This window comes from uncultured Draconibacterium sp., assembly GCF_913060805.1.
Taxonomy (GTDB): domain Bacteria; phylum Bacteroidota; class Bacteroidia; order Bacteroidales; family Prolixibacteraceae; genus Draconibacterium.
Window position 1 is genome coordinate 1 of sequence record NZ_CAJXTC010000035.1, and the last position, 25139, is coordinate 25139.

Consider the following 25139-nt stretch of genomic DNA (forward strand, 5'->3'; position numbering starts at 1 on the left):
TTTCTTTTTAATATGTTTTGTTTATTTCAAAATTACATCTTTGCTATATTTGAAACTATAGGTGTAAATCTAAGGTAAAGGACGGTGCAAAATGGATTGTTTGAAAAATGATTGAGGGTATTATTAAAAGGAATAAAAAAACCGTCTTTCAAACGAAAGACGGTTTCATATCTTTTGGGATCGGAGGTTTTTAACCTCCGGATTTTATGCGGTTACAAACCGCAGATCCCTACTTCTTATAGATTTTTTTGTATCCGTAGATGGCGCTTGCACCCAGTTCTTCTTCAATACGAAGCAGCTGGTTGTATTTTGCCATACGGTCTGAGCGGCTCATAGAACCTGTTTTAATCTGACCAGAGTTGGTAGCCACTGCAATGTCGGCAATGGTTGAGTCTTCAGTTTCACCCGAGCGGTGAGAAGTTACTGAAGTGTAACCGGCACGGTGTGCCATTTCAATTGCGTCTAACGTTTCAGTTAAAGTACCAATTTGGTTCACTTTAATAAGTATTGAGTTAGCAGCACCCAACTCGATACCTTTTTTCAGGTACTCAACGTTAGTTACGAAAAGGTCGTCGCCAACCAACTGACATTTGTCGCCAATGGCAGCGTTTAGTTTTACCCATCCGTCCCAGTCGCCTTCGTCCATACCGTCTTCAATTGAATCGATAGGATATTTAGCAATCAATTCAGCCAGGTAAGCAGCTTGCTCTTCCGAACTGCGTTTTACTCCGTTTGGCTCGAAAATGCTGTAATCGTAAACACCATCTTTGTAGAACTCAGATGAAGCACAGTCCATCGCGATAGAAACATCGCCACCATCTTCTGCACGACCAGCTTTGTAACCTGCATCTTTAATGGCAGTAAGAATTGATTCGATTGCTTCTTCTGTACCACCTAAAGCTGGAGCGAAACCACCTTCGTCGCCAACTGCAGTTGACAGGTTTTTAGCAGCCAATACTTTTTTCAATGCGTGGAAAACCTCAGCACCCATACGCAAACCTTCGCGGAAAGTAGGAGCACCGATAGGGCGGATCATAAATTCCTGGAACGCGATAGTTGCATCAGAGTGTGAACCACCGTTAATAATGTTCATCATCGGAACAGGCAATGTTTTTGCGTTTGTTCCGCCAATGTATTTGTATAATGGAAGCTCAGAGTACTCGGCAGCTGCTTTTGCAACAGCCAACGAAACACCTAACATAGCGTTTGCACCTAAGTTAGATTTTGTTTTAGTACCGTCGAGTTCCAATAATTTGCTATCAACAGCCACCTGATCGGTAGCGTCCATACCAATAATTTCTTTTGCAATAACGTCGTTAACGTTTGCTACTGCTTTTAAACAGCCTTTTCCTAAGTAACGGCTTTTGTCGCCATCACGTAATTCAAGTGCTTCGTTTTCACCGGTTGACGCTCCTGACGGAACGGCCGCACGGCCAAAAGCACCACTTTCGAGTGTTACATCAACTTCAACAGTTGGGTTACCACGAGAATCGATAATCTCTCTTGCTTTTACGTCGCTAATTAACATTGTAAGTAGTTTTTATTTATTTAACTTTTCTAGATTGCTAGTGCAATTACTGCAAAGTAAACGTCGTGACGCTTAAATTGTTTCACGAAATTACGAAGATTAACGAATAGTTTACTCCTTTTTTATGTGAATTTAAGGTCATTACTATGGTTTACAATATAATGTGTTCAACGGGCAAGGATTTTATAGTATTAAAATCTATATGAATGTCTTTGGTAGGAGGAGTCTGAACGTTACCCTGAATTTAGTTCAGGGTCTTATGATGATGGACTGTTTTTAGGAGAAACAAGATGCTGAATCAAGTTCAGTATGACATGAAAGTGGAAGGAGAAGAGCCTGGCTATATTTCGTTATTTTCTTTCAGAATATCATAAACAAGGGCAGTAGCATCTCCTACAACTTTTCGGCAAATAATTTTGTGGTGTTTGCGGTCTTTAACCTCAGCTTCGGTAGCATGTTTAATTAGTAGCTGTCGGCAATTTGTTGTTCCGTGAATATCCTCAACCAGTTTGCTTAATTCTCGAACTTTTTTGTAGCTGTTCAGTTTGGTGTCCATGTCTTTCGGTTTCTCGTTACCGAATGCCAGTCCCATTACCATAAAACCTCCGGTTACAGCTCCACAGGTTTCGCGCAAACGTCCCATTCCACCACCAAATGTCGCTGAAATACGCTTGGCCATGGTTTTGTCTAATTTAAAATGATCGGCAAATGCTAGCAATACCGATTGCGAGCAGGCATAACCTTCATCGAAATGTTTTAGTGCTTCTTCAATGATAAATTCTTTTGTAGTACTTGTTGTCATTTGCACATATGATTAAAAAAAGAAAGGCACAAAGCTATAGATTTCTCCTAAACTTTGTGCCTAAAGTATATCTTTTTCACAACAAATGTTGCGAATGCTATCTGAATTATGCTTGTGAAACTGCTACTGCAACAGCAACAGAAGCACCAACCATCGGGTTGTTACCCATTCCGATCAATCCCATCATCTCAACGTGAGCAGGAACTGAAGAAGAACCTGCGAACTGAGCGTCAGAGTGCATACGTCCCATAGTGTCAGTCATACCGTATGAAGCAGGTCCGGCAGCCATGTTGTCTGGGTGAAGTGTACGACCAGTACCACCACCAGAAGCAACTGAGAAGTATTTTTTACCTTGCTCTAAACATTCTTTTTTGTACGTACCCGCAACAGGGTGCTGGAAACGAGTTGGGTTAGTTGAGTTACCGGTAATCGATACATCAACACCTTCTTTATGAAGAATTGCAACACCTTCGCGTACATCATCAGCACCGTAGCAGTTAACTTCGCCACGAGTACCTTCAGAGTATTTCTTACGGCTAACTTCAACAACCTCGCCAGTAGCGTAGTCGAATTTAGTTTGAACGTAAGTAAAACCGTTGATACGTGAGATAATTTTTGCAGCGTCTTTTCCTAATCCGTTAAGGATTACACGTAAAGGCTCTTTGCGAACGCGGTTTGCGAAATTGGCAATTTTAATTGCACCTTCAGCAGCAGCGAATGATTCGTGACCTGCCAAAAGAGCGAAACATTTTGTCTCCTCGCGTAACAACATTGCAGCCAGGTTACCGTGACCTAAACCTACTTTTCTGTCGTCAGCAACCGATCCCGGAATACAGAAAGCCTGTAAACCTTCACCTAAAGTTGCAGCAATTTCAGAAGCTTCAGTCTGACCTTTTTTAATGGCAATTGCAGCACCTACAATGTAAGCCCACATAGCGTTTTCGAACGCGATAGGCTGAGTGTCTTTAACAACGTTGTATACGTCAACACCTTTGTCGTCGCAAATTTGTTTTGCTTCTTCTACCGAAGCAATTCCGTATGAATTTAAAACAGCTTCAATCTGTTTAATCCTTCTATCGTAACTTTCAAATAATGGCATAATTCTTTCCTCCTATTCTTTACGTGGGTCAATGGTTTTTACTGCATCGGCGAAACGTCCGTAAGTTCCGGTAGCTTCTTTCAATGCTTCGTTAGCATCTTTGCCCGACTTAATCATGTCCATCATTCTTCCAAGCTGAACAAACTCGTAACCGATAATTTCGTTATCAGCATCTAAACCGATTTTCGATACATAACCTTCAGCTACTTCAAGGTAACGAGGTCCTTTTGCCGATGTTCCGTATAATGTACCGGTAACACCACGCAAACCTTTACCTAAGTCTTCAAGACCTGCACCAATTGGAAGACCACCTTCAGAGAAAGCAGTTTGTGAACGACCGTATACGATCTGCAGGAACAACTCGCGCATTGCAGTGTTAATAGCATCACAAACAAGGTCGGTATTTAATGCTTCAAGGATTGTTTTTCCGGGAAGGATCTCTGAAGCCATTGCAGCCGAGTGAGTCATACCGGTACAACCGATAGTTTCAATCAACGCTTCTTCAATAATTCCTTCTTTAACATTCAATGTTAATTTACATGCACCTTGCTGTGGCGCACACCAACCAACACCGTGGGTTAAACCCGAAATGTCTGTAACTTCTTTGGCTTTAGTCCAACTTCCTTCCTGTGGAATTGGAGCCGGGCCATGATTTGCTCCCTTAGCAACGCAAACCATACCTTCAACTTCGTGTGTAAAACTCATATTAATATATATTTTCGGTTTTTTGCTGAAACAGCTAAATAGGCTCGTTATTTCGAGCTTTTAGGTCTGTCATTAACTGCGGCGTGAAAATATCAAATAATTGTTCTACAGTGCCCTCGGAAAATGTTTAGAGGATACAATATTTTGTTTATTAACGTTTAGTTAAAGTGTTGAATATAAAGGATTAAAAGGTCTTGAATTGCTTATTGTTGTTTGGGTTTCATGGAGTTAACATGCGAGACTAAATTGAACTAATCTGCTTCTGCTGAAGTGTAAAATGAGGATGGGGGAGCGTGTTGATTATCAATGATATTCTTCGCGGTATTTTAAGCCTTTTTCGTAACGAACAACATCCAGCTCCTGAAAGGTTACCAATCCTCCCCGTTGGCTATTGTCTAATATCTGGTTGAGCTTTTCGATAAATTGATCGAGCTTGTCGATGTTATCGATAATTTCAATGGTAACCGGCAAATCACTCGACAAGGCAAAGATTTTCATGGTGTGTATGCTGTGGCTGGCACCAAACGACATTACTCCCTTATAAACAGTGGCACCTGCCAGACCGGCGTTTCGTGCTTCAAATACAATTTCTTCGAATAACACCCGACCATTTATTTTATCCGATTCTCCGATGTAAATCTTCAGAATTCCTGTTTTTTCTGTTGTCTTCATAGCGCTGTTAATTTTAGGTTTTACACTACAGGGTTTTACAGAAAAATGCGGGAATTGGTTTCAACTAATGGCTTGAAACTATACAGGAAAAATTGGTCGGATAATGTTACCAAATAAGGCGAACGAGAATCATTCCGAGGTAAACAGCAAGCAAACCAAAAAACAAACTTCCGCCAACGTTCAACACAAACTGTCCGTAAGCCTGTTCTTTTAACATGGTGAGGTTGTTGTACGCAAACGATGAAAAAGTGGTAAAACCGCCGCAAAAGCCTACAGCCAAAAACATACGCCATTCGGCATTCAACAGGTTGCCTTTTTGCGCCAGCGCGAACACCATACCAATAATAAAACTTCCGGCCATGTTGGCTACAAATGTTCCCCACGGAAAAGTGGTGCTCATACCTTTCTCAACGAAAATCTGAACCAGGTAGCGCAAAACACTTCCTAAAAAACCTCCGGAACCAACTATTAATATTGTTCGCAGCATTTTATTGTTTTTTGATATTAATTGATTGAATTTGTCATACAAATTAATTTCGATTTGTACAGCCAAGCCAAACAATCTGTTATTTTTAGGCTTTCAAAAATAATAAAAAATGCAGGTACGTTATTTCTCTCTACTTTTTCTTTTGATTTTTAGTGGGCAAATCCTTGCTCAAAACAGTTTTAAATCGTCAGTAGAAAAGCTGCTTCAGCAGGACAATTACAAAAATGCGTCGGTTGGCATGAATGTGATCGACCTGAATTCCGGCGAAACTGTTTTTAGCTTAGATCCCAATAAATTATTGGTTCCGGCTTCAACCATGAAGATGATCACTTCAGGAACCGCTTTGGAAATTCTGGGTGCTGAGTACCGCTTTAAAACACAAATTTCGTACACCGGAAAAATCGATAAAAATGGCGTTTTAGATGGCGATTTGGTATTGATTGGCGGAGCCGATCCGGCTTTGGGATCGGAATATTTTCAAGATCATTATTTTGAGTTTTTGAAAAACTGGGCCAGGCAGGTAAAAGCCTCGGGTATAACAAAAGTAAAAGGCGATTTAATTCTTGATGACGGAATATACGATACGGAACGTATTCCCGACAGCTGGGTGTGGGGCGATATTGGTAATTATTACGGCGCCGGACCCAGTGCTTTTACGGTTTTCGATAATATGTACCGAATAACATTTTCGTCGCCAAAAAAGGAAGGTAAGCTTACAAAAGTGATTCAAACCTATCCCAAAATTGACGGATTGCAAATTGATAACGAAGTGCTTTCGGCAGATAACAATAGCGACAATGCCTATGTTTTTGGCGGTCCATTTGACAAGCACCGGGTAATTAGGGGCACTATTCCTCGTAATCGCAGTGCTTTTACTATTAAAGCATCAATTCCTGATCCAGAAGAAGTATTGGCGAGTGCGTTTTTGCAAAGTCTTTCAGCCGAGGGTGTATTTGTAGACGGGGATTCACGTTTTGAGAAAAGTGTGAGCAAAAAAACAAAGTTGATCTATATGCAGGAATCACCAACTCTGGCGGAAATTGCAGAAGTGCTAAACCATGAAAGTGTAAACCTGTTTGCCGAGCATTTTCTGAAACAAATTGCCGTAGAGAAAAATGGATTAGGAAACCGAAATGACGCGATTGATTTGGTGAAAGAATATTGGGAAGAGCAGGGATTAGGCATGGAAAACATCTTTATGGAAGATGGTAGCGGCCTTTCGCATTTTAATGCTGTTTCTCCGGCATTCTTTACCCGCTTTTTAACACGAATGGCTTCGAACGATGCTTTTGTTGAGTCGTTACCAGTTGCCGGGAAAGGGACTTTTAAACGTTTCGATTCCCAAAAACTACCGGGAAAAACATTGCAGGCAAAAAGCGGCTCAATGACACGTGTACGTTGTTACTCGGGTTATCTTTCAACCGATAAAGGAAACAAGCTGGTATTCTCGTTTATGTTTAACGATTTTGGCGGTTCGCACAGTGCATTGATTAAAGAAATTGAGCAACTTTTTATCCAGCTAAAACAAAATTATTAGCCACAATCCTTTCTTAATAATAGTCCCTTGAAAATTACAGACATGTTGTAACTGGTTGTCTAGTAATTGCTTATAAGTATGGTCTTATTTAGATTTAATTTAAGTGTTGACTTATGTATCTTATTGTCGTAACTTGTATTCACCATTAAACGATTGAAGTTCCTAAAAGCTTCATCAAATACAGAAGATAATAACCACAGCCCTTTTCATTTATAGGATTTCCTTTTTTAAGGACGCAAAAATCTATGTTTTACTGTAAGTAGTAGAAACTGAAAAGGTGATTATGATTTACGAAGCTCTTCAAATTCTCAAAGAACAACTGGATAACTATCTGGACGATGCCGGATTGGGCAAAATTGTTGTTTTGGAAAATCTGGCACTGCTGGATTCCGGAACCGATAAAGCCAAAAACCTTGACGGAAAGGTGATTATCTCATTGTTGAGCGTTCAGGAAGAATCAACATTAAAAAATCAGCCAACAAGTCGGGTGGTTAATAATAAAGCCGAATATTTTAATCCGGCCGTAAATATTAACCTCTTTTTTATGGTTAGCGCCAATTGTGATAGTTATTCCAATTCGCTGATCAGCATTACAAAAACACTTGAATATTTCCAGGGGAAAAAAGTTTTTACAGCACAAAACACCGTGTACAACCGCTCGAATTTGTCGATGCAGGAACTCGATGATTTTAAGTTCGTTGTTGATCTTTATACGCCGGGTTTCGAAGTGTGGAATCACATTTGGGGAACCCACGGCGGACGACAGTTACCCTCGGTAATTTACAAAGTGCAACTGCTACAGGTAGATCGACGCAAGAAACAAGCAAACACAGAACTTATAACAAAAATTAAAGGAACCCTTAAGGATATAAATTAATGAGCTTTTCAACCACATATAAGCCTTTATTCGCTGTAAATATTTTGCACAAATACTTCCTGAATAAAGGAACTAACGATTATTTCAGTATGTCTGATGTTGAAAAAGAAAAACAGTTGGCCGGCTATCCTCTCTCCGACCTCTTTTCTATCGTTCCTTCAGCAACAACTAACCAAAAACTTCAAGGTCATAAATTAATCCTCAAAAACACCGACCGGGGTTTTATGGTATGGACAAAAGTATCAGAGATCGATTCTAACAGTCCCTTTATTCCATTAAGCGACTCTCTGCACTTCACTTTTTTGCTGAAAACTTTTAACAGCACATTCAATCACTTTACACAAGTCGGGTTGGTAAATGCTGGTCAATTGTTTTTCTTTTCCAACAATCGTTTATCTACTGAAGATCCGGGATTTCCTTTGATTAAAAAATCGAATAGCAATGCTGAAATCGACGATACTTACCGCTTAAACTCGGACAGTATCAAAAATGAACTGCAACAGCTTTTGCCTGAAGAACAAAACAAACTGATTGGTATTATTAGAATTGGAATGATGGGCGAAAACGGTTCGTATCATGTAATTAAACCAAACGGGACCTTGCGAAACGAAGCACGCGAATTCAATATTGTATTTGCTAACCGTAAAACAACCTGGCGCTACTTTTTTAACAGCAACCAGCAAACGCATAACAGCGACGATGTTAAAAAAGAAAACGGAAACGCCCTTCAGTTGGTAACGAAAACCGAACATCCGCTAACCGCACGAGGCTTTATAAGCATAAAATTAGGAGACCAGGAGTTACCTAATCCCGATGCGAAACTAATAAAGCCCAATGCGGCTGATAACAAAATATACTCAGAAATATACATGTAACACATTAAATCAAAACAGTTATGGCAACAACTTACAAAACACCCGGCGTTTACGTGGAGGAAATATCCATTTTTCCGCCCTCGGTTGCTCAGGTAGAAACCGCGATTCCCGCCTTTATTGGCTACACCGAAGAGGCTGTGGTTGATGGCGTCGACTTTCACGCCGAAAGTATTATTAAACCCATAAAAATAGGCTCGTTAAAAGAGTACGAGTTCTTTTTTGGAGGTGCTCCCGATCCAACTACCATTGAAGTAGCATTGAAACCCGATAATTCAGTGAAATCGGTTGTGGTAAACGGCGAATTCTTAATTTACGATTCATTGCGAATGTTCTTCGCTAACGGTGGCGGCGATTGCTACATCGTTTCCGTGGGAAGCTATGATGATGATCCGTTTTCCAATGCCAATCTTTCATCAACAAAAGATGCATTATTAGATGGACTTGCAACGCTTGAGAAAGAAGACCTGCCCACATTATTGGTTATTCCTGAATCGGTTCACCTGGCAGAAGCCAGCGCCGGTGAGGTACATGCCGCCATGTTGGCACAATGCAATAAATTACAGGACCGCTTTTCGGTGCTCGATATTGTAAACGGTAACAATGAAGCTACTCCAACCGACGATCCTGTGGCCAAGTTCAGAAACAACGTGGGTATGAATTACCTGAAATACGGCGCAACATATTATCCGTGGCTAAAAACCACATTGCCTTTTAAAATTGATTACGATGCAATTGTTGCGGGTACGTTCACAAAAGGCGGTTCACCGGTGAGTCCTGTAACTTCGCTTTTCAACAGCGACTTGGTTACGATCATCGGACACCTGGATAATGATATTGCAGCAAAAGCCACACCTGCCGCTTTAGGGCCAATTACCTCCCGGCCGCAACTCGTTACTCAGGCTGGTGTTATTTATGACGCTTTTGAAGCATTTTATATCTTGACTTTTACTGACGGTGATACTGCCGATCCAAAATCGGCTGCCAGTTTGCATGCCAAGACAATTGCAGAAGATGCACCGTTTCATAAGTTGCTGAAAGTATTGTACGATTACGTTTATTTTAGCGATGCGGCAAACGGAAGTGTTCCGGCCGGTCCTCCTTGGGACAGTCCGATTTTAACGTTGGCAGATTTCGATACTAATTTCTCTGATTACACTTTTGCTGCACCAACAACTTCAGCAAACGATATTTATTCTGATACCAGCACGGCTTCGAAGGCTGCTCCATTTTTCACCGCACTTTACGACAAATTAAATGCATTAATTGATGGATTCTACTCGGAACTTGCAGCTACTCGCAAAGTCAGGACCGACACGCTGAAGCAGATCGATCCGGTTTACAGCGGAATCATCGCAGCAATAAATAAACAAGGTGTGGTTCTTCCGCCAAGTGGAGCAGTGGTAGGAGTTTATGCCGCGGTCGATTCTAACCGTGGCGTTTGGAAAGCTCCGGCAAATGTTTCCATTACTGCAGTAAAAGGACCTGCTGTTAATATTACCAGCGAAGACCAGGAAAGTCTTAATATCGATACAGAAGCCGGAAAATCGGTTAATGCTATTCGGGCATTTACCGGAAAAGGCACCCTTATTTGGGGCGCGCGAACTTTGGCCGGAAACGATAACGAGTGGCGTTACGTTCCGGTACGTCGTTTCTTTAACATGGTAGAGGAGTCGGTTAAAAAAGCTACCGGAATCTTCGTTTTCGAACCTAACGATGCCAACACCTGGGTGAAGGTAAAAGCCATGATCGACAATTACCTGGTGAACCTGTGGAAAGCCGGTGCATTGGCAGGATCAACACCTGATAAAGCCTTCTTTGTAAAAGTAGGTTTGGGAGAAACCATGACCGCACAGGATATTCTCGACGGTTATATGATCATCGAGATCGGAATGGCAGCCGTTCGTCCGGCAGAATTCATCGTTCTGCGATTCTCTCACAAAATGCAGGAGGTTTAAATCAATAACACTTTAAAAGAATAAATTATGGCAACTACATATCCATTACCAAAGTTTCATTTTAAAGTGAGCTTTGGCGACACAGATTTTAACTGCACCGAAGTTTCAGGCCTCGATTTCGAACGCGAAGTGATCGAATACCGCGCTGGTGCCGATGCCGAATACCACAAAAGCAAACAACCCGGTTTGTCGAAATACAGCAACATTACTTTGAAACGCGGAACCTTTGCCGACAAAGGACGCGAGTATTACGAGAAATGGGTGAAAACGGTTTATTTCCAGGAAGGTGAAGAGAAATACCGAGGCGACCTGGTGATCAGTTTGTTGAACGAAAGTCACGAGCCGGTGGTAAGCTGGAAGGCGATAAATGCCTACATCACCAAAATTCAGGCGACTGATTTTAAAGCCGATGGCAACGAAATTGCAATCGAGACCGCCGAGTTCGTACATGAAAAACTCACCATGATAGAATGAGCGAATTCCATCCACCCATAGGATTTCATTTCAGTGTTGAGTTTCCGAATATCTCATCCAGTAGCGGCGATCAGCGTTTTCAGTCGGTTGCAGGACTGACTGTTGACGTGGATACCGAAGAAATTGCCGAAGGGGGAGAGAACCGCTTTAAACACAAAGTTCCCGTTCGGACCAAGTATCCTAACCTGGTTCTGAAACGCGGACTACTCGTGGATTCGGAGGTGATAAAATGGTGCCGTGATGCAGTTGAAAATTTTAGCTTTAAACCCACCAATCTGATCGTAAAACTGCTGAATGAAAAACATGAGCCGCTGATGAGCTGGAATGTCGTTCATGCTTACCCGGTAAAATGGAGCATGAGCGATTTTAATGCCGAAGAAAGCAAACTGGCCATCGAAACACTGGAATTGACTTATAACTATTTCAACGTAATATAATTATGCCGATAGAAATTAAGGAATTACACATCAAAATCAATGTTTCCGGTGAATCGGAACAGCGACAAAACAGTGGTGGCGGTGAGTCGGAAAGCTCAAAAGAGAAGATTATTGAAGCTTGTGTGGAGCAGGTGATGGACTTATTATCGAAAAAAGAAGAACGCTAATATGACGGGAGAACTTACAAAACTGCAGATAAAAGCATACCGCGACGAACAGTTCAATAACGAAGTGGCTAACGGCGAATTTCAGACTTTGCTGAACCCGGAAAAGTATGTTTTTAAGTACAAAGTGGAGCAGAATGAACAGCAGGCGTCGGGAACAAGTTCTTCTTCGCCGCGCTATAACCGCACACCGCCCGAAGACCTGGAACTGGAGTTTATTTTCGACCGGACAGGAGTTTTGGTGAATTACGGTGATCCTTCTACTGCCGATGACAACGAACTTTCGGCAGATGAAGGAAACGGTATCATGGAAGATATCGATCAGTTTAAAAGGGTGGTTTTCGATTACAATGGCGACGAGCATCGTCCTAATTACCTGGTTATTTCGTGGGGAACGCTTTTGTTCAAAGGTGTTTTAACCGAAGTGGATATCACCTTTAAACTGTTTAAAGCCGATGGTACGCCACTACGCGCAACGGCCAATGCAAAATTTAAAGGTTTTGTCGAGGATACCTTGCGGGTAGCTACCGAAAACAATAATTCGCCCGATCTTACTCACATTCGGGAAGTGAAAGAAGGCGATACTTTGCCTTTGATGACGCACCGGATTTACGGCGACTCGAAATATTACCTGGAAGTGGCAAAAGCAAACCGCATCACCAATTTTAGAAAATTAGAGGTAGGACAGAAAATATTCTTTCCACCAATAGAAAAAGTCTCATAAATATGCCTGAAACGCGAGTCATACCAACAGCACGGTCGGCTGATCTGGTTACCTACAAAATTCTTGTAGAAGGGGAAGAACTGTCTTCTACTAACCAGGTTTTGAGCATTACGGTGCAAAAGGAGATCAACCGGATTCCCTGGGCAAAAATTGTACTGCTCGACGGCGATCCTGCGGCCCAGGATTTTGTGCTGAGCAACGAAAGTTTCTTTGTCCCCGGAAAGGAAATTGAGATAAAAAGCGGTTACCATTCCGAGGAAGAAACGATTTTCAAAGGGATTGTAATTCGGCATAATCTGAAGATTCGGTCCGACAAAGCACAACTGGAAATTGAATGCAAAGACAAAGCCGTGAAAATGAGCATCGGCCGCAAAAGCAAATATTTCTACGACAGCAAAGACAGCGATATTCTGGAAGAAATTATTGGTGCTCATGGTTTGGAAACCGATGTGGAATCCACTAACGCTGATTATCCTGAAATGGTGCAGTATCGTGTTAGCGACTGGGATTTTTGCATTACACGGGCTCAGGCAAACGGCAAAGTTTGTGTGATCGATGATGGTAAATTTTCGGTGCTTGCTCCTGATTATTCGCAGGAAGAAAAAATGACGCTGGTTTACGGGGCTACTATTCTTGATTTTGATGCGGAGATGGATGCCCGAAACCAGTTTGCCAACGTAAGCAGTTTTGGCTGGGATGTGGCGAACCAGGAAATTGTGGAAAAGGAAGCCAATAATGACGATGTTGAGCTCAATGGAAATATTTCACCCGATGAACTGGCTTCGGTAATTGAGTTGGATAAACTCGAATTACGCGATGGAAGCGCCAGTACCGATGCCGGTTTACAAGATTGGGCCAATGCCAAAAAATTATTTAATCAGCTGTCGAAAACACGCGGACGGGTGCGCTTTCAGGGCGTTCCTGATGTGAAGCCAAATACTACAGTTGTCTTGTCAGGAGTAGGAGACCGCTTCAATGGTAAAGTGTATGTTTCTGCCGTTCGTCATCAGATTACCGAAGGCAACTGGACCATTGATACTCAGTTCGGAATCAATCCAAAGTGGTTCTCCGAGACGGTTGATATCAATGAAATGCCGGCAGCCGGATTGCTTGGTGCCGTTAGTGGATTGCACGTGGCAAAAGTCACGCAAATTCACGACGACCCGAATGGCGAATACCGGGTTCAGGTACGCATGCCAATTATTAACAACGAAGAACAAGGTGTTTGGGCACGCGTGGCAACACTTGATGCCGGCGACAGTCGCGGATCGTTTTTCCGTCCTGAATTGGATGATGAGGTGATCGTTGGTTTTCTGAATGACGATCCAAACGATCCGGTGATTTTGGGCATGTTGCACAGTAGTGCGTTGCCATCGCCGCTTGAGCCTGAAGAGCCGAACAATGAAAAGGGATTTGTAACCCGCAGCGAACTGAAATTCCTGTTCAATGACGAGAACAAATCGATCATTCTGGAAACACCTGGCGGAAAAATCATAACGGTTGACGATGATGCCGGAACCATTAAAATCGAAGATGAATCGGGAAATGTGAGCACTTTCGATTCCAGTGGGATAACACTCGAAAGCAACGGAGATATTTCGATAAAAGCAACGGGCGATGTAAACATTGAAGGGATGAATGTTGGCATTACAGCCAATGCTGAATTTAAAGCCGAAGGAGGCGCCGGTTCGGAACTGGCATCATCGGCCATTACAAAAGTTACAGGATCATTAGTACAAATAAATTGATATGCCACCAGCAGCAAGAATAAATGATATGCACGTCTGTCCGATGGTAAATCCGAACGGAGCACCACATGTTGGAGGACCGATTTTACCTCCCGGCGAACCGACGGTTATGATTGAAGGGTTGCCCGCAGCGCGCGTAGGCGACATGGCTACTTGTACCGGGCCGCCCGATACGATTGCAATGGGATCGGGAACCGTTTTTATCGGAGGAATGCCGGCCGCCCGGGTTGGCGATCTTACTGCTCACGGCGGATCAATAGTAATGGGAAGTGCAACCGTAATAATTGGAGGTTAACATGCAGGAATACAATTCATTTTTAGGACGCGGATGGAGTTTTCCCCCTGAATTCAAAAAGGGGACAAAAAGCGTGAAACTGCTTGAGAACGAAGAAGACATTAAAAGCAGTCTGGAGATATTGTTGTCGACCCGTTTGGGCGAACGAATTATGGTTCCCGGTTACGGCTGCAATCTCGATGAACTGCTTTTTAAACCCTTAAATCTGACGCTGAAAACCTATGTGATCGATTTGATAAAAAGAGCGATCCTGTATCATGAACCACGAATCGATGTGAATAAAATCGCCATCGATCCGATCAATGAACTGGAAGGCGAACTGCTGATCAATATCGATTATACCATCCGGTCGACCAACTCGCGAAAAAACATGGTATTCCCATTCTATAAAACCGAAGGCAGCGAAACATAAACGACATTTAAATGGCAAATTGCGGAAAAGACATATTACTACCCCGTGAGGGAACCGAACAACAATCGCGGTTTATTGAAGCGCTCGATCCGGCATGGGTAAAACTGAACGATTTTGGGCTGGAAGAGTGGATGAAATTTGCCTGGGATTTTGCGGATCATGTTAACTATTTCGATACCAAAAACGACCAGGTTCCAGCCGGTAACTGGCAGGACTTTTTTATCGCAAAAGATGAATTGACCAGTTTTCTTAAGGAGCTCGAAAACGGTTCGGAAATAACACCGCACCTGGCTTTGTTCGTCTCCTTTATAAAACTGCTCGATACCACGAAGAAACACTTTAATCGCTTAACAAAACGACACCTAGATTTCTATTACAAAAAGGTACTGAAACTCGAGAAACAAGCGGCAACTCCCGATACCGTTCATGTTTTATTTGAGCTGGCCAAAAATGCCGAAGCTGAAATCGTATCCGAAGCAACAGCATTGGATGCAGGGAAAGACGCAAACGGTAAAAAACTCATTTATAAAACAGAGCAAGACCTGGTAGCCAATCAGGCCAAAGTGGCGGCACTAAAAAGCGTTTACAACGATCATGAATACCAAAAAATAAAAGCTGCCGATGTGGCCAATTCTTACGATGGCGCCGGTGCTGATTTCCCGGATAAAAATGTAAAATGGTGGCCGTTTGCCTACTACGAAGTTCCTCCTGAAACGAATGAGCCTGATCTGCGCGAATACCCTGAATTGCCGGATGCCACAATTGGTTTTGCGGTTTCGGGCGAAATTCTTGAACTGCAGGAAGGAGAGCGCTTCGTACAATTGACACTCGATTTCGAAGCGGCACTTTCAAAAACGTATTCGTTTGATGATTTAAAAGCCAACCTTGAAATTCTGGTTACCGGAGAAAAAGGCTGGCTCGATTCCGCAGAAATCATCGACACTTTTAAGAACGATGCTATCGGTACTAGTTTTTCATCGGGCTCCGATGCCACAGATTTGAGTATTATTCGCATTCTTTTCCAGATTCCAAAAGATGAAAAAGCCGTTGTGGCTTACGATAAAAAAATACACGCCGAGAATTTCGACACTGAATTTCCGGTTTGCCGGGTACTCATCAACACAAGCAACGAAACAGGACACGAACTTTACCGCGATCTGGTGGACAAACAACTAAACGAATTCTCGATCGATGTGGCAGCGGTTGGTGTTGAAAACCTGAATCTTTACAACGATATCGGTGCAATAAATGCCGCAAAACCCTTTTATCCGTTTGGTACACAGCCGGTAAAAAAATCGAAGTTTTATGTGGATTATGCCGAACTGTACAAAAAGAAATGGAACAAACTGAACATTAATATTGAATGGAAAAATACGCCGGATGACTTTAAAGACTGGTATTATGCATATCGTCAAAATAAATTGGCACGTTTTTCCGGAAAGAATTATATAACCGGTATTTACGATATTCCGGAAGTTGATTCCTCTTCTGATTCAGGTGATGAAACTTCAAATAGCGCAACCTTTCCAAATGTGCAATTGAACGCAGTTTCGGGGCAATTTAATTTTTCTGGATTGGGAAATATATCTCAATTCAATTTTCTGACCAAAACGCTTATCGTTAAAAACAACTCGTACTTTACTGCAGCTGTAGAACTAAATCAGCAAGAGGTTTGGACCGTACAAAGCGAGTTGAAAGAGGTTTCGCTGTTTGATGAACCGGTGGAGCAAATCTTTTATTTTTCGTTTGATTTGTCAAATCCCGATGCAGAAAATGAAAATGTTGGTCCGGTTCGACTTTCATTAAATACACCATTTCTGCATGATATGTATCCACGCTTGTATGCGTTGGCCATGAGTAATGAGGATAAAAGCGTAATTGTTCCCAACGAACCTTACACACCGTTTATCGAAAAATTAACGCTGGATTATTATGCTTCAGCGCAACTAAAACCGGAAAAAGACACTTACGAATTTAAAGACTTTAAACTTTACCACGAGCATCCATTTGGTCAGGCCTTGGAAGATATTGAGCAAAAGATTGCCAATAAGATTTTGCCCGCAGATGAAGCAAAAATACAGCATGCAGTACCCACTTATTGTAATGGCGGAGAACTTTACATCGGACTTGAAAATGCACAGCCACAACAAAATGTGTCGCTGTTGATACAGGTGCTTGAAGGCAGCGAAAATCCGGAAGCAGAATCGTTTGTGGGAAAACAAAAAGTGGAGTGGTGGATGTTGTGCAGCAACGAATGGAAACGGCTGGAACGTTCTTCCATTATTTCCAACCAAACCGACAACTTCCTTAAATCGGGCATTTTCAAGTTCAAGATTCCAAAAGAAGCCACCAGCGACAATACTTTGCTGCCTGGCAGAATGATGTGGCTGAGAGCGAGAATACACAAAAAATACAACGCGGTTTCAAAAGTTATTGGAATTCATGCACAAGCTGTAGAAGCCAAATTTGAAAATAATAATAACAAGCTGGATCATCTGAACGACGGATTGTCCTCCGGTACCATTTCGAAAATGTTAGTAAGGCCGCCAAGAATTAAGTCGCTTTCGCAACCTTACAGTTCTTTTGGGGGCCAACCAACGGAAAGTGATTCAGCTTTTTATCGCCGTGTTAGTGAGCGATTGCGACATAAAAACCGGGCCATAACTTTATGGGATTACGAGCATCTGGTGCTGCAGGAATTTCCTGAAATTCATAAAGTAAAGTGCCTGAATCATACCTCAACAAAAGTTGAGAATGAAAAACGAAAAACAAGCTACCTGGCCCCCGGAAATGTGGTGTTGGTAGTCATTCCCGATATCGTTAACCGAAATGTATTCGACATTTATAAACCCAGGGTGAGCAAGGCAACACTGAATCGTATTGAGAATTTTATCCGGAAATTAAACTCTCCATTGATCAGTACGAAAGTGATCAATCCGGAATACGAGGAAGTACGTGTCGATCTGAAGGTACAATTTCACGAGGGATACGACGAGGTTTATTACAAATCAGTACTAAAAGAAGACTTGACGCGCCTGCTTTCACCCTGGGCTTTCGACAGCAAAGCACTTATACAATTTGGACTTTCGTTGCACAAAAGCATTGTTATCGATTATGTCGAAAAACTGAAATACGTGGACTTTGTAAGCGATTTAAAACTGTTTCAAACCAATGCAGCAACCGGTAAAGAAACAGAGGTGAAAATTGCGAGCCCGAACAGTCCCGAAGCCATTTTAGTATCATCGAAAATGCACGGAGTTTACGATGTCGAAAATAATTGTTCAAACATCAAAATCGAACCCGCAGAACCATGTCAGAGTTAAACGAACATATTACCATTCCTAAAAAGGTGGCAACAGGCGACGACCTGGATTATGCTTTCCTGCGCCAAAAAGGACAGGAATACATCGAAAAACTCGCCGGAAATATCTGGACCGATTACAACGAGCACGATCCCGGTATCACCATACTCGAAATGCTGAGTTATGCCATTACCGATTTGGGCGCCCGCGTTTCTATGCCGCTCGAAAACATTTTAACACCCGCAGGTTCGGGATCGTTGAACGACCAGTTTTTTGACGCCAAACAGATTTTGCCTTCAAACCCGGTAACCGAAGCCGATTACAGGAAGTTATTCATCGATATTGATGGCGTAAAAAATTGCTGGCTGAAGAAATTTGAAAAGACAGTTCATGTGGATTGCAAACACGATTTACTGAGCTACGATCCAAAAGATTTTGAAGATCTTGATGATCAGGAGCAAAAGCAGTTCATTATAAACGGATTATATAAAATCATTGTGGATTATGATGAACGCGTTCTTGAAAAAGTGGATGATAAGGAAGCCAAGATTGAGGAAATTGATCAGAAAATAATTACCACTTACCATGCCAACCGTAACCTTTGCGAAGATCTGGTGAAGGTAAAAAAGGTGGAAACGCAGCCGATTCAGGTGTGTGCCAGCATTGAACTCGATCCCGAGGTGGACGAAGAAAAAGTTCATGCACAGGTTTTACGCGCCATCGATGCCTATTTTTCGCCCAAGCTCTGGTTTTATTCGTTACAACAAATGTTTGACAAAGGGTATTCAAGCGACCAGATTTTTGAAGGACCAATTCTTGAGCATGGTTTTATCGATCCCGAAGAATTGGAAAATGCCCGTTTGCGAAAAGAAATTCGCTTGTCGGACCTTGTTCAGCTGATCATGAAAATTGACGGGGTAAAACTCATCAAAGACATTTCGATAAACGATTGCAACAATCCCGAGGAAGAAAAGGATGTTTGGCTGGTTTGTGTGGATGAGGGAAAGAAACCCGTTCGCTGCCACCTGAGTGCTTTTAGTTACTACAAGGGCGTGTTACCGGTAAATGTAAACGGCAGAAAAGTAAAAGAATACATGGCTGAAATGGATGCCGAAGAAACCGACCGGCAGGAACTTTCAGCGTTGGACAAAGATATTCCCGTTCCTGAAGACGAGTATTTGGGAACCGGCGAAACAACTACCATTCAAAACGATTTTCCGGAGACCTATGGAATCGGGCAGGTGGGATTGAATTCAAGAGCATCGGTAGCGCGTAAAGCGCAGGCGAAGCAGTTAAAAGCTTACCTTTTGTTTTTTGATCAGATATTTGCCACCTACTTTGCACATTTGGATAAGGTGAAGGAAGTGCTTTCGGTAGACAACAGTTTGAGCAGTACCTATTTTACGCAGGCAGTGAAAGACATAAAAGGTTTTTCAGATCTGGTGGAAGGCTACCCGGAATCAGATGATGAACTCCTGACCAAACAACTATTGGACGATCTAGATGATAATATAGTTCGCAAAAATCAATTGCTTGATCATTTGCTGGCACGCTTTGCCGAAAACTTCACTCAGTATTCATTTTTAATGAAACAACTGTACGGGAATTATGCCGGACAAGCCGTGGTAAATGCCAAGCAAACTTTTCTTTCGGAATACGGCGAGATTGTGAAAGAAAACGGTGGAAAAAAAGAAATTGTAAACAAAGGCATCAGTAACTGGCGTGGAAGTGCGTTCAATTATTTCGACCAGGAACCTACTCAACTTTGGGATACAAAAAATGTAGCAGGAGCTCAAAAGCGAATAGCCCGCTTGTGCGGCGTTCAAGATTTTAGCCGGAGTGATCTGTCCGGTTCGTATGCCGAGATTTACGACCTGAAAGATGCCGATGAAAAAACGGTTTATCGCTGGCGGATCAGGAACGATGAAGGCGAGGCTGTGCTTTCGGCAACCGTAAACTACAAAGCACCGCATTCTGCCCGAGAAGAAATGTATCAGTCGATCGTTAAAGTGGTGGAAACCGATCCTGAAGTCATTGAAGAAGGTTTTACGATAACCATTAATGATGAAGCCGAAGTTGGCAATTTTGAAATACAAAAAGCAGAGAGCGGCAAGTATTCCTTTGATGTGATCAACCTGAATGCCGATCCCGACAGCACCGACCGGATTATTGCACGGCAATTTCTTTACTACGATACACAGGAAGAGCTGAAACAGGCAATCCTGGATTTGATCCAATTCCTGCGCGAAGATTTTAAAGAGGAGGGAATGTACATTGTTGAACACATTCTGCTGCGCCCCGATGTGACTGCCGAAGAGGGATTAAAAGATGAGTTTATGTCGGTGTGTACCGATAATTGCGAAAGCTGCGAACCCATCGATCCGTATTCGTATCGTGTTACGGTGATTTTACCCGGCTGGACATATCGCTTTGGAAACATGGATTTCAGAAACTTCATGGAAGACCTGATCCGCAGAGAATTGCCCGCTCATGTGTTGGCACGCGTCTGCTGGATTGGAGAACCAAAAGGCTGGGTTGATGATGACAAGAACGACATGGTTCAGTTTGAAAACGCATACAAAGATTTTCTGCTTTCGAAAACAAAATCGGGGCAGAAACAGGTAAAGACTAAATTGAAAAAGCTAATAGAATCGCTCGAACAACTGAATTCGATTTACCCCGCAGGCCGGTTGATCGATTGCGATGATGAAGAAGATTCGTTGGAAGGCCGGATGATTCTGGGCCGAACAAATATTGGAAACCTTTAATTACAGAAGTGATGGCATCGAAATTAACAGAAATCACAACCAAGTATCATACTTTCGTCGATAACCAGGTATTGACTGAAACCCAGTTGAATGAGTTTATAACTTACTTCGACGACCAGGACCGTTTAACGCGTGTTTTCCTGAATGGCGTTGGACTGGTTTGCGGATTCAAGGTGAGTAAGAGTGGGGCGAATATTACCATTTCGCAAGGTGTTGGAGTGACTACCGATGGCGATCTGATTCAACTGCAAAAGGCTGTTGACAATTCGCCATTGAAGAATATTGTGACTGGTTCGCTGACGTATTCCATGTATAAGAAGTTTAAGGACGATGCTGCTTCGTACGAACGTTTTCGAAGACTTACAGGTGGTGATGACATGGGCTTCGAAGTGCTTGATTTGTATGAACTTTATCCTCCGGATACACAGGTTGAAGATGTAACGTCATTGAGCGACTTGCCTAACCTGAATAATATGGTAGTGTTGCTCTATCTCGAGTCGTTTGCCGATGCAGGAGATCTGTGCACAGCTATTGATTGCGACAACCAGGGAATTGCCCAGATTAATCGCCTTCGGGTGTTGCTGGTCTCAAAAGCCGATGCCGAATTTATTGCTTCCAACGATGTAATTTATACCAACCACGACCGCTTCGAACAGTATTTTAATCTGCCCGAACCGGCAGTGAAACGAGTGGTGCTCAATCAAATCAATACCTCGAAATACGAAGAATTAAAACGGGCTTATTACGATGCGATTAAAGGGAGCACCTTAAGTAAAAACAATACGGTTTCGCAACTTGGACAGGGGATTAGTTTGATCGTAAAAAACTTTGGCAAATTGTTGCAGGTTAGTATTTCCAAAACTTCGCTGAGTTCTACGCTTTCAAAACTGAACAGTTATTATGCCTTCAGTCCGTATGGCGTGCCTTTCGATATTCAGTACCGTTACGATCTGCTAAAAGATCTGGTGGATACCTACAACGAATTAAAAGATTTGCTGCTTCAGCTCAAAAAGCTTTGCCTGCCCGACATCACTGCTTTCCCAAAACACCTGATGTTGGGATTGCTGTCGGAAGTTAGTAGCGAACCCAAAGATCTTCGTCACGATTTTTATCCTTCGCCGGCCTCGGGCTGCGATTGCAAGGAAATTGAAAAAGCCAGAAGTCTTTTGCTGAAATTGTTTGAGTTGATCAACAATTACAACATCAAGTTGGGTGAGATCAGGATCACACCATCAAATAAATTGCCTGAATTGAGCCAGCGAAGCATTCCATTTTATTATAAGCTGGATACCAATTTTTTGAAAGCCTGGAGTTATTCAAAAACGAAATTATTTAAATATAATTATAACCTTGGATACCGGATTGAAAATCTGGCATCGGCGCCGCAGGTTCAGGATCCGCTAAACTACAATATGGATACCTCCGATTTTTACCGGATCGAAGGTCACCAGGGAAAAGACTATCGCGATGTGCTGGAAGAGCTTGACGATCAGAAGAAAAAGTATGGCCTGTCGTTCGATGTAAAAGCACTGTCAGTCAATCTCAGAACTGATAATCTCGACATTGATGATTACGAGTGTGAATTCGAGGATCTGAAAGTGATGCTGAAAGCGTGGACTAAAGAGCAGGACTGCATTCTTGCCGAAGTGGCCGGTTTCTTTTCGGCGTTCAGTACCAAAATTCCCGGGGCAAATGTTAAGGAAGCCGAACTCGATTTGAAAAGGCCGATGGAGCTCAATACGAATTTTGATGTGAATTATACAGCCGCCAGAGCGTACCAACCTGTTTATTACAAATCGACGATTGGAACGGCTTCGAAAACCTTGTATGAAGAGGCCGACAAAGGTAAGGCAGTTGAAGAGAATATTACAACTGTAGAAGATACCATTGGCGTTGAAATGATCAAGGCGATTGAAGAGACCAAAGGCGGATCGGTAAACGATATTATTGCCAACGCCAGCAAAAAGTTAGCTGACAAGGTTGATACCGAAGAATGGAATGCCGAGCCCGATTTAAAAGAATTTGTGGTGGATAAATCGGTGGAACTGATGGCGCATACTTATGTGCTGACTCAGCGAATGCCGGTTGCTGTTAACCTGGTTGATGTAAGTCGTGTAAACGATTATAAACTGTCGTTAACGCAATTGTGTAGCCTCGTGAAAAAGCTGAAAGCGAGATACCAAACTACGAAACTATCGGTTGGATTACAGTCGTTTACAGGTTTGCTGATCAACCAGTTATCAACGGTGTGTTGCTCGGGTAAGAAGCTCGAAGTTTTGCTCGACGAAGTAAATGCACGCAAAGAGCAGATCCTGTTGCGTTTACAGCTTTCGAAATTTATTGAACAACATCCCGGGCTGGAGCACAAAGCCGGTGTTGAGCCGGGCGGAACTCTCGTTCTGGTTTACAAAAACAGCGAAACAACTCGCGATGTAACCAATGTACTTTCCGACGCTGTACTTTCAAGATCATCAATTGCCGCCGAGGAGTTGATGGCTTCGAAGGCGATGATCTCCGATAAAATAATGAACCTGGAGAAGCTTTCTTTATCGGAGCGATCAACCGTTTTGAAAAGCGCTACTGAATTGATTAAATACGAGGATTATACATCCCGTTTAAAAGAAATTAATGTGCTCGACCGCTTGATCCCGACCACTCAAATTGCTGACAATACTGTTGTGGCCGATTTTGCATTGCCTTACATGTGTTGCTCGGATTGTGCTCCGATCAATTACATCATTTCCAAACCGCCGGCAACATTGCGTCTTTCGCGCGACAGGTACTGCCTGCTGACGGATACTGATCCGATACTTTATGAAGTTTCGCCTGCAGACGGAACAATTGGAATGAATCCTGAAGTTTCGGGAGTGAGTGTTGCAGATGGCAAAATAAGTATCGTAGCGGATAATTTCCCGGAAGAAATGTTAGGACAGGCGATTCATTTTACGGTTGACAATCAGGTAACTGATGCCGTATTGACGGTTTACCAGGGAATTCAGGTTGATTTTGAAGTTCCGGCCGAACCAACGACCGAGGCAACTCACCGCTTTGTTCCTACCGGAGACTTGGAAGGCACAAACTTTTTCTGGGAGTTTGGTGATGGCACGACCGCTAACGTTCAAAATCCTTCACATACTTATAAATTGCCGGTGAATGATGAGAACAAAGTGACAGTACGATTAACCGCTACTGCGGCTAACGGCATTTGCAAAACAACCGTTGAACACGATATTGTTTTTGCCGAAATAAAACCTGAAATAAGTCTTGACGCCGATACATTCTGTGCCAGCAAAAATGAGGAATATCCGTTTAAAGTGACGCCTGAAGGAGCTAAAGTTGAAATCTCGGGCGATGGCGTAATTCCGAATAATGCAGGAGGATTTAGTTTTATACCTGCAGCTGCAAAAATTGGATCAAACACCATTTTGCTGAACGGCGAAGATTCCGGATTGTCTGTAACAGTTCATGCGGCTCCTTTAGCAGCATGTACGCCAAAACAGGTTGAAAATCAGAATCTGGTAGTTATTACCAACGAATCTAAAAACGCTTCAACTTTTGAATGGACGATAAATGGATCACCACGTACAACCACGAACCTTGAGCCGATATCGATCAAGATTAATCCGGATGATCCTTCAACATGGAAAATTACCCTGATTGCAGGAGGTGCAGATGTGTGCCCGGTATCTCGAATGAGCACATCGGTAACAACAAAGTATATCGAGGAAGCGCCGGTGAATACTTGTGTTGAAGAAACAAAAGCAGCAATATTGAGCGATGCTAAAATTTTGTCGACGATTAAAACGGATGTAAGTAGAGTTTTGGCAAGTATTCTGAAACAAACGCTAAGTATTTATGGTGGTACCGCTGATTTCAAAGAAGGCGTTCTCGACCGTGTCGACGAGTTCCTAAAAGGTGATGCCAATGCCGAACTGGAGGTTATGTTCCCTAAACTGTTGAATGATACTTCGGGCATGGTAATGGAGCTGGCAAATAATCCGGAACTGCAGAAACAGGCTCTGACATTGCTCGAATTGCAATTGCGACTCTTTTACAACATCTTGGGTTGCCAGGACAACGAAGTGATCAAAAAATTTGGTGATCTCATCGACAGTATACTCAATCAAATACTTAATATGCTAAAAAGGCTGCAGGGAATGCGCATCATCTTCAGCGATACCATGAAAAAGTTTGTTGAGATTTACGCAAAAAAGGTGGTAGATATGCTACTTCTGGCCGACCATATGAAAGTTATCATCGAGAATAAATTTATCTGAT

General features: G+C 42.5%; 20 protein-coding genes. 14 read left to right on the plus strand and 6 right to left on the minus strand.

Annotated features, from left to right (window positions below; all coding sequences use genetic code 11):
- Positions 1-229: 229 nt before the first annotated feature.
- The 6 genes from eno to crcB form a co-directional block, all read right to left on the minus strand.
- On the minus strand, positions 230-1528 hold the full coding sequence (gene eno / locus QZ576_RS17850; RefSeq protein ID WP_297099534.1) for a phosphopyruvate hydratase: 1299 nt from the start codon (positions 1526-1528) through the stop codon (positions 230-232).
- 340 nt (positions 1529-1868) lie between these two features.
- Positions 1869-2330: a C-GCAxxG-C-C family protein gene (locus QZ576_RS17855; RefSeq protein WP_297099535.1), complete on the minus strand. Its 462-nt coding sequence runs from the start codon at positions 2328-2330 to the stop codon at positions 1869-1871.
- A 106-nt stretch (positions 2331-2436) separates the two neighbouring features.
- The gene (locus tag QZ576_RS17860; protein ID WP_297099537.1) at positions 2437-3429 is read right to left on the minus strand and encodes a GGGtGRT protein; all 993 of its coding nucleotides are present in this window, start codon (positions 3427-3429) and stop codon (positions 2437-2439) included.
- Between the two features lie 12 nt (positions 3430-3441).
- Positions 3442-4134, minus strand: coding sequence for an iron-sulfur cluster assembly scaffold protein (locus QZ576_RS17865; protein WP_297099539.1), 693 nt, complete (start codon positions 4132-4134; stop codon positions 3442-3444).
- A gap of 303 nt (positions 4135-4437) precedes the next feature.
- Positions 4438-4806 carry a DUF190 domain-containing protein gene (locus QZ576_RS17870; protein WP_297099541.1) on the minus strand — a complete coding sequence of 123 codons (369 nt, stop codon included), beginning with the start codon at positions 4804-4806 and terminating at the stop codon, positions 4438-4440.
- 106 nt (positions 4807-4912) lie between these two features.
- Positions 4913-5293, minus strand: coding sequence for a fluoride efflux transporter CrcB (gene crcB, locus QZ576_RS17875; protein WP_297099543.1), 381 nt, complete (start codon positions 5291-5293; stop codon positions 4913-4915).
- 109 nt (positions 5294-5402) lie between these two features.
- On the opposite strand from crcB, the gene dacB reads away from it, so the two are divergent.
- From dacB to QZ576_RS17945, 14 genes are all read left to right on the plus strand, one after another.
- Positions 5403-6830, plus strand: coding sequence for a D-alanyl-D-alanine carboxypeptidase/D-alanyl-D-alanine-endopeptidase (dacB, locus tag QZ576_RS17880; RefSeq protein WP_297099544.1), 1428 nt, complete (start codon positions 5403-5405; stop codon positions 6828-6830).
- Positions 6831-7113: 283 nt separating this feature from the next.
- Entirely contained in the window at positions 7114-7707 is a 594-nt protein-coding gene (locus QZ576_RS17885; RefSeq protein ID WP_297099546.1) for a DUF4255 domain-containing protein, read from the plus strand.
- Positions 7707-8582 (plus strand): hypothetical protein, encoded by an 876-nt coding sequence (locus QZ576_RS17890; RefSeq protein ID WP_297099548.1) that lies wholly within the window; start codon positions 7707-7709, stop codon positions 8580-8582. Before QZ576_RS17885 ends, QZ576_RS17890 begins: the two co-directional genes overlap by 1 nt.
- A gap of 20 nt (positions 8583-8602) precedes the next feature.
- Complete coding sequence (locus QZ576_RS17895; protein WP_297099550.1) at positions 8603-10537, plus strand: phage tail sheath C-terminal domain-containing protein; 1935 nt, start codon at positions 8603-8605, stop codon at positions 10535-10537.
- A gap of 27 nt (positions 10538-10564) precedes the next feature.
- Positions 10565-11011: a phage tail protein gene (locus QZ576_RS17900; protein WP_297099552.1), complete on the plus strand. Its 447-nt coding sequence runs from the start codon at positions 10565-10567 to the stop codon at positions 11009-11011.
- A complete protein-coding gene (locus tag QZ576_RS17905) occupies positions 11008-11448 on the plus strand; it encodes a phage tail protein (RefSeq protein WP_297099553.1) in 441 nt (146 codons plus the stop codon). The genes QZ576_RS17900 and QZ576_RS17905 overlap by 4 nt, the downstream gene beginning before the upstream one ends.
- Before the next feature lie 2 nt (positions 11449-11450).
- Positions 11451-11615, plus strand: coding sequence for a DUF5908 family protein (locus QZ576_RS17910; RefSeq protein WP_297099555.1), 165 nt, complete (start codon positions 11451-11453; stop codon positions 11613-11615).
- A gap of 1 nt (position 11616) precedes the next feature.
- Positions 11617-12336, plus strand: coding sequence for a hypothetical protein (locus QZ576_RS17915; RefSeq protein ID WP_297099557.1), 720 nt, complete (start codon positions 11617-11619; stop codon positions 12334-12336).
- Between the two features lie 2 nt (positions 12337-12338).
- Entirely contained in the window at positions 12339-14084 is a 1746-nt protein-coding gene (vgrG, locus tag QZ576_RS17920) for a type VI secretion system tip protein VgrG (protein WP_297099559.1), read from the plus strand.
- 1 nt (position 14085) lies between these two features.
- Positions 14086-14379, plus strand: a complete 294-nt coding sequence (locus QZ576_RS17925) for a PAAR domain-containing protein (RefSeq protein WP_297099560.1) — start codon at positions 14086-14088, stop codon at positions 14377-14379.
- A gap of 1 nt (position 14380) precedes the next feature.
- Positions 14381-14791, plus strand: a complete 411-nt coding sequence (locus QZ576_RS17930; protein ID WP_297099562.1) for a GPW/gp25 family protein — start codon at positions 14381-14383, stop codon at positions 14789-14791.
- 11 nt (positions 14792-14802) lie between these two features.
- Entirely contained in the window at positions 14803-18114 is a 3312-nt protein-coding gene (locus QZ576_RS17935; RefSeq protein ID WP_297099564.1) for a hypothetical protein, read from the plus strand.
- The gene (locus tag QZ576_RS17940) at positions 18102-20861 is read left to right on the plus strand and encodes a hypothetical protein (protein ID WP_297099565.1); all 2760 of its coding nucleotides are present in this window, start codon (positions 18102-18104) and stop codon (positions 20859-20861) included. Before QZ576_RS17935 ends, QZ576_RS17940 begins: the two co-directional genes overlap by 13 nt.
- Before the next feature lie 11 nt (positions 20862-20872).
- Positions 20873-25138 carry a PKD domain-containing protein gene (locus QZ576_RS17945; RefSeq protein WP_297099567.1) on the plus strand — a complete coding sequence of 1422 codons (4266 nt, stop codon included), beginning with the start codon at positions 20873-20875 and terminating at the stop codon, positions 25136-25138.
- Position 25139: the final 1 nt, after the last annotated feature.

Bases quoted from the DNA above. Each gene is read 5' to 3' on its own strand.
- eno (WP_297099534.1), bottom strand. From the start codon at position 1,528: ATGTTAATTAGCGACGTAAAAGCAAGAGAGATTATCGATTCTCGTGGT.
- QZ576_RS17855 (WP_297099535.1), bottom strand. From the start codon at position 2,330: ATGACAACAAGTACTACAAAAGAATTTATCATTGAAGAAGCACTAAAA.
- QZ576_RS17860 (WP_297099537.1), bottom strand. From the start codon at position 3,429: ATGCCATTATTTGAAAGTTACGATAGAAGGATTAAACAGATTGAAGCT.
- QZ576_RS17865 (WP_297099539.1), bottom strand. From the start codon at position 4,134: ATGAGTTTTACACACGAAGTTGAAGGTATGGTTTGCGTTGCTAAGGGA.
- QZ576_RS17870 (WP_297099541.1), bottom strand. From the start codon at position 4,806: ATGAAGACAACAGAAAAAACAGGAATTCTGAAGATTTACATCGGAGAA.
- crcB (WP_297099543.1), bottom strand. From the start codon at position 5,293: ATGCTGCGAACAATATTAATAGTTGGTTCCGGAGGTTTTTTAGGAAGT.
- dacB (WP_297099544.1), top strand. From the start codon at position 5,403: ATGCAGGTACGTTATTTCTCTCTACTTTTTCTTTTGATTTTTAGTGGG.
- QZ576_RS17885 (WP_297099546.1), top strand. From the start codon at position 7,114: ATGATTTACGAAGCTCTTCAAATTCTCAAAGAACAACTGGATAACTAT.
- QZ576_RS17890 (WP_297099548.1), top strand. From the start codon at position 7,707: ATGAGCTTTTCAACCACATATAAGCCTTTATTCGCTGTAAATATTTTG.
- QZ576_RS17895 (WP_297099550.1), top strand. From the start codon at position 8,603: ATGGCAACAACTTACAAAACACCCGGCGTTTACGTGGAGGAAATATCC.
- QZ576_RS17900 (WP_297099552.1), top strand. From the start codon at position 10,565: ATGGCAACTACATATCCATTACCAAAGTTTCATTTTAAAGTGAGCTTT.
- QZ576_RS17905 (WP_297099553.1), top strand. From the start codon at position 11,008: ATGAGCGAATTCCATCCACCCATAGGATTTCATTTCAGTGTTGAGTTT.
- QZ576_RS17910 (WP_297099555.1), top strand. From the start codon at position 11,451: ATGCCGATAGAAATTAAGGAATTACACATCAAAATCAATGTTTCCGGT.
- QZ576_RS17915 (WP_297099557.1), top strand. From the start codon at position 11,617: ATGACGGGAGAACTTACAAAACTGCAGATAAAAGCATACCGCGACGAA.
- vgrG (WP_297099559.1), top strand. From the start codon at position 12,339: ATGCCTGAAACGCGAGTCATACCAACAGCACGGTCGGCTGATCTGGTT.
- QZ576_RS17925 (WP_297099560.1), top strand. From the start codon at position 14,086: ATGCCACCAGCAGCAAGAATAAATGATATGCACGTCTGTCCGATGGTA.
- QZ576_RS17930 (WP_297099562.1), top strand. From the start codon at position 14,381: ATGCAGGAATACAATTCATTTTTAGGACGCGGATGGAGTTTTCCCCCT.
- QZ576_RS17935 (WP_297099564.1), top strand. From the start codon at position 14,803: ATGGCAAATTGCGGAAAAGACATATTACTACCCCGTGAGGGAACCGAA.
- QZ576_RS17940 (WP_297099565.1), top strand. From the start codon at position 18,102: ATGTCAGAGTTAAACGAACATATTACCATTCCTAAAAAGGTGGCAACA.
- QZ576_RS17945 (WP_297099567.1), top strand. From the start codon at position 20,873: ATGGCATCGAAATTAACAGAAATCACAACCAAGTATCATACTTTCGTC.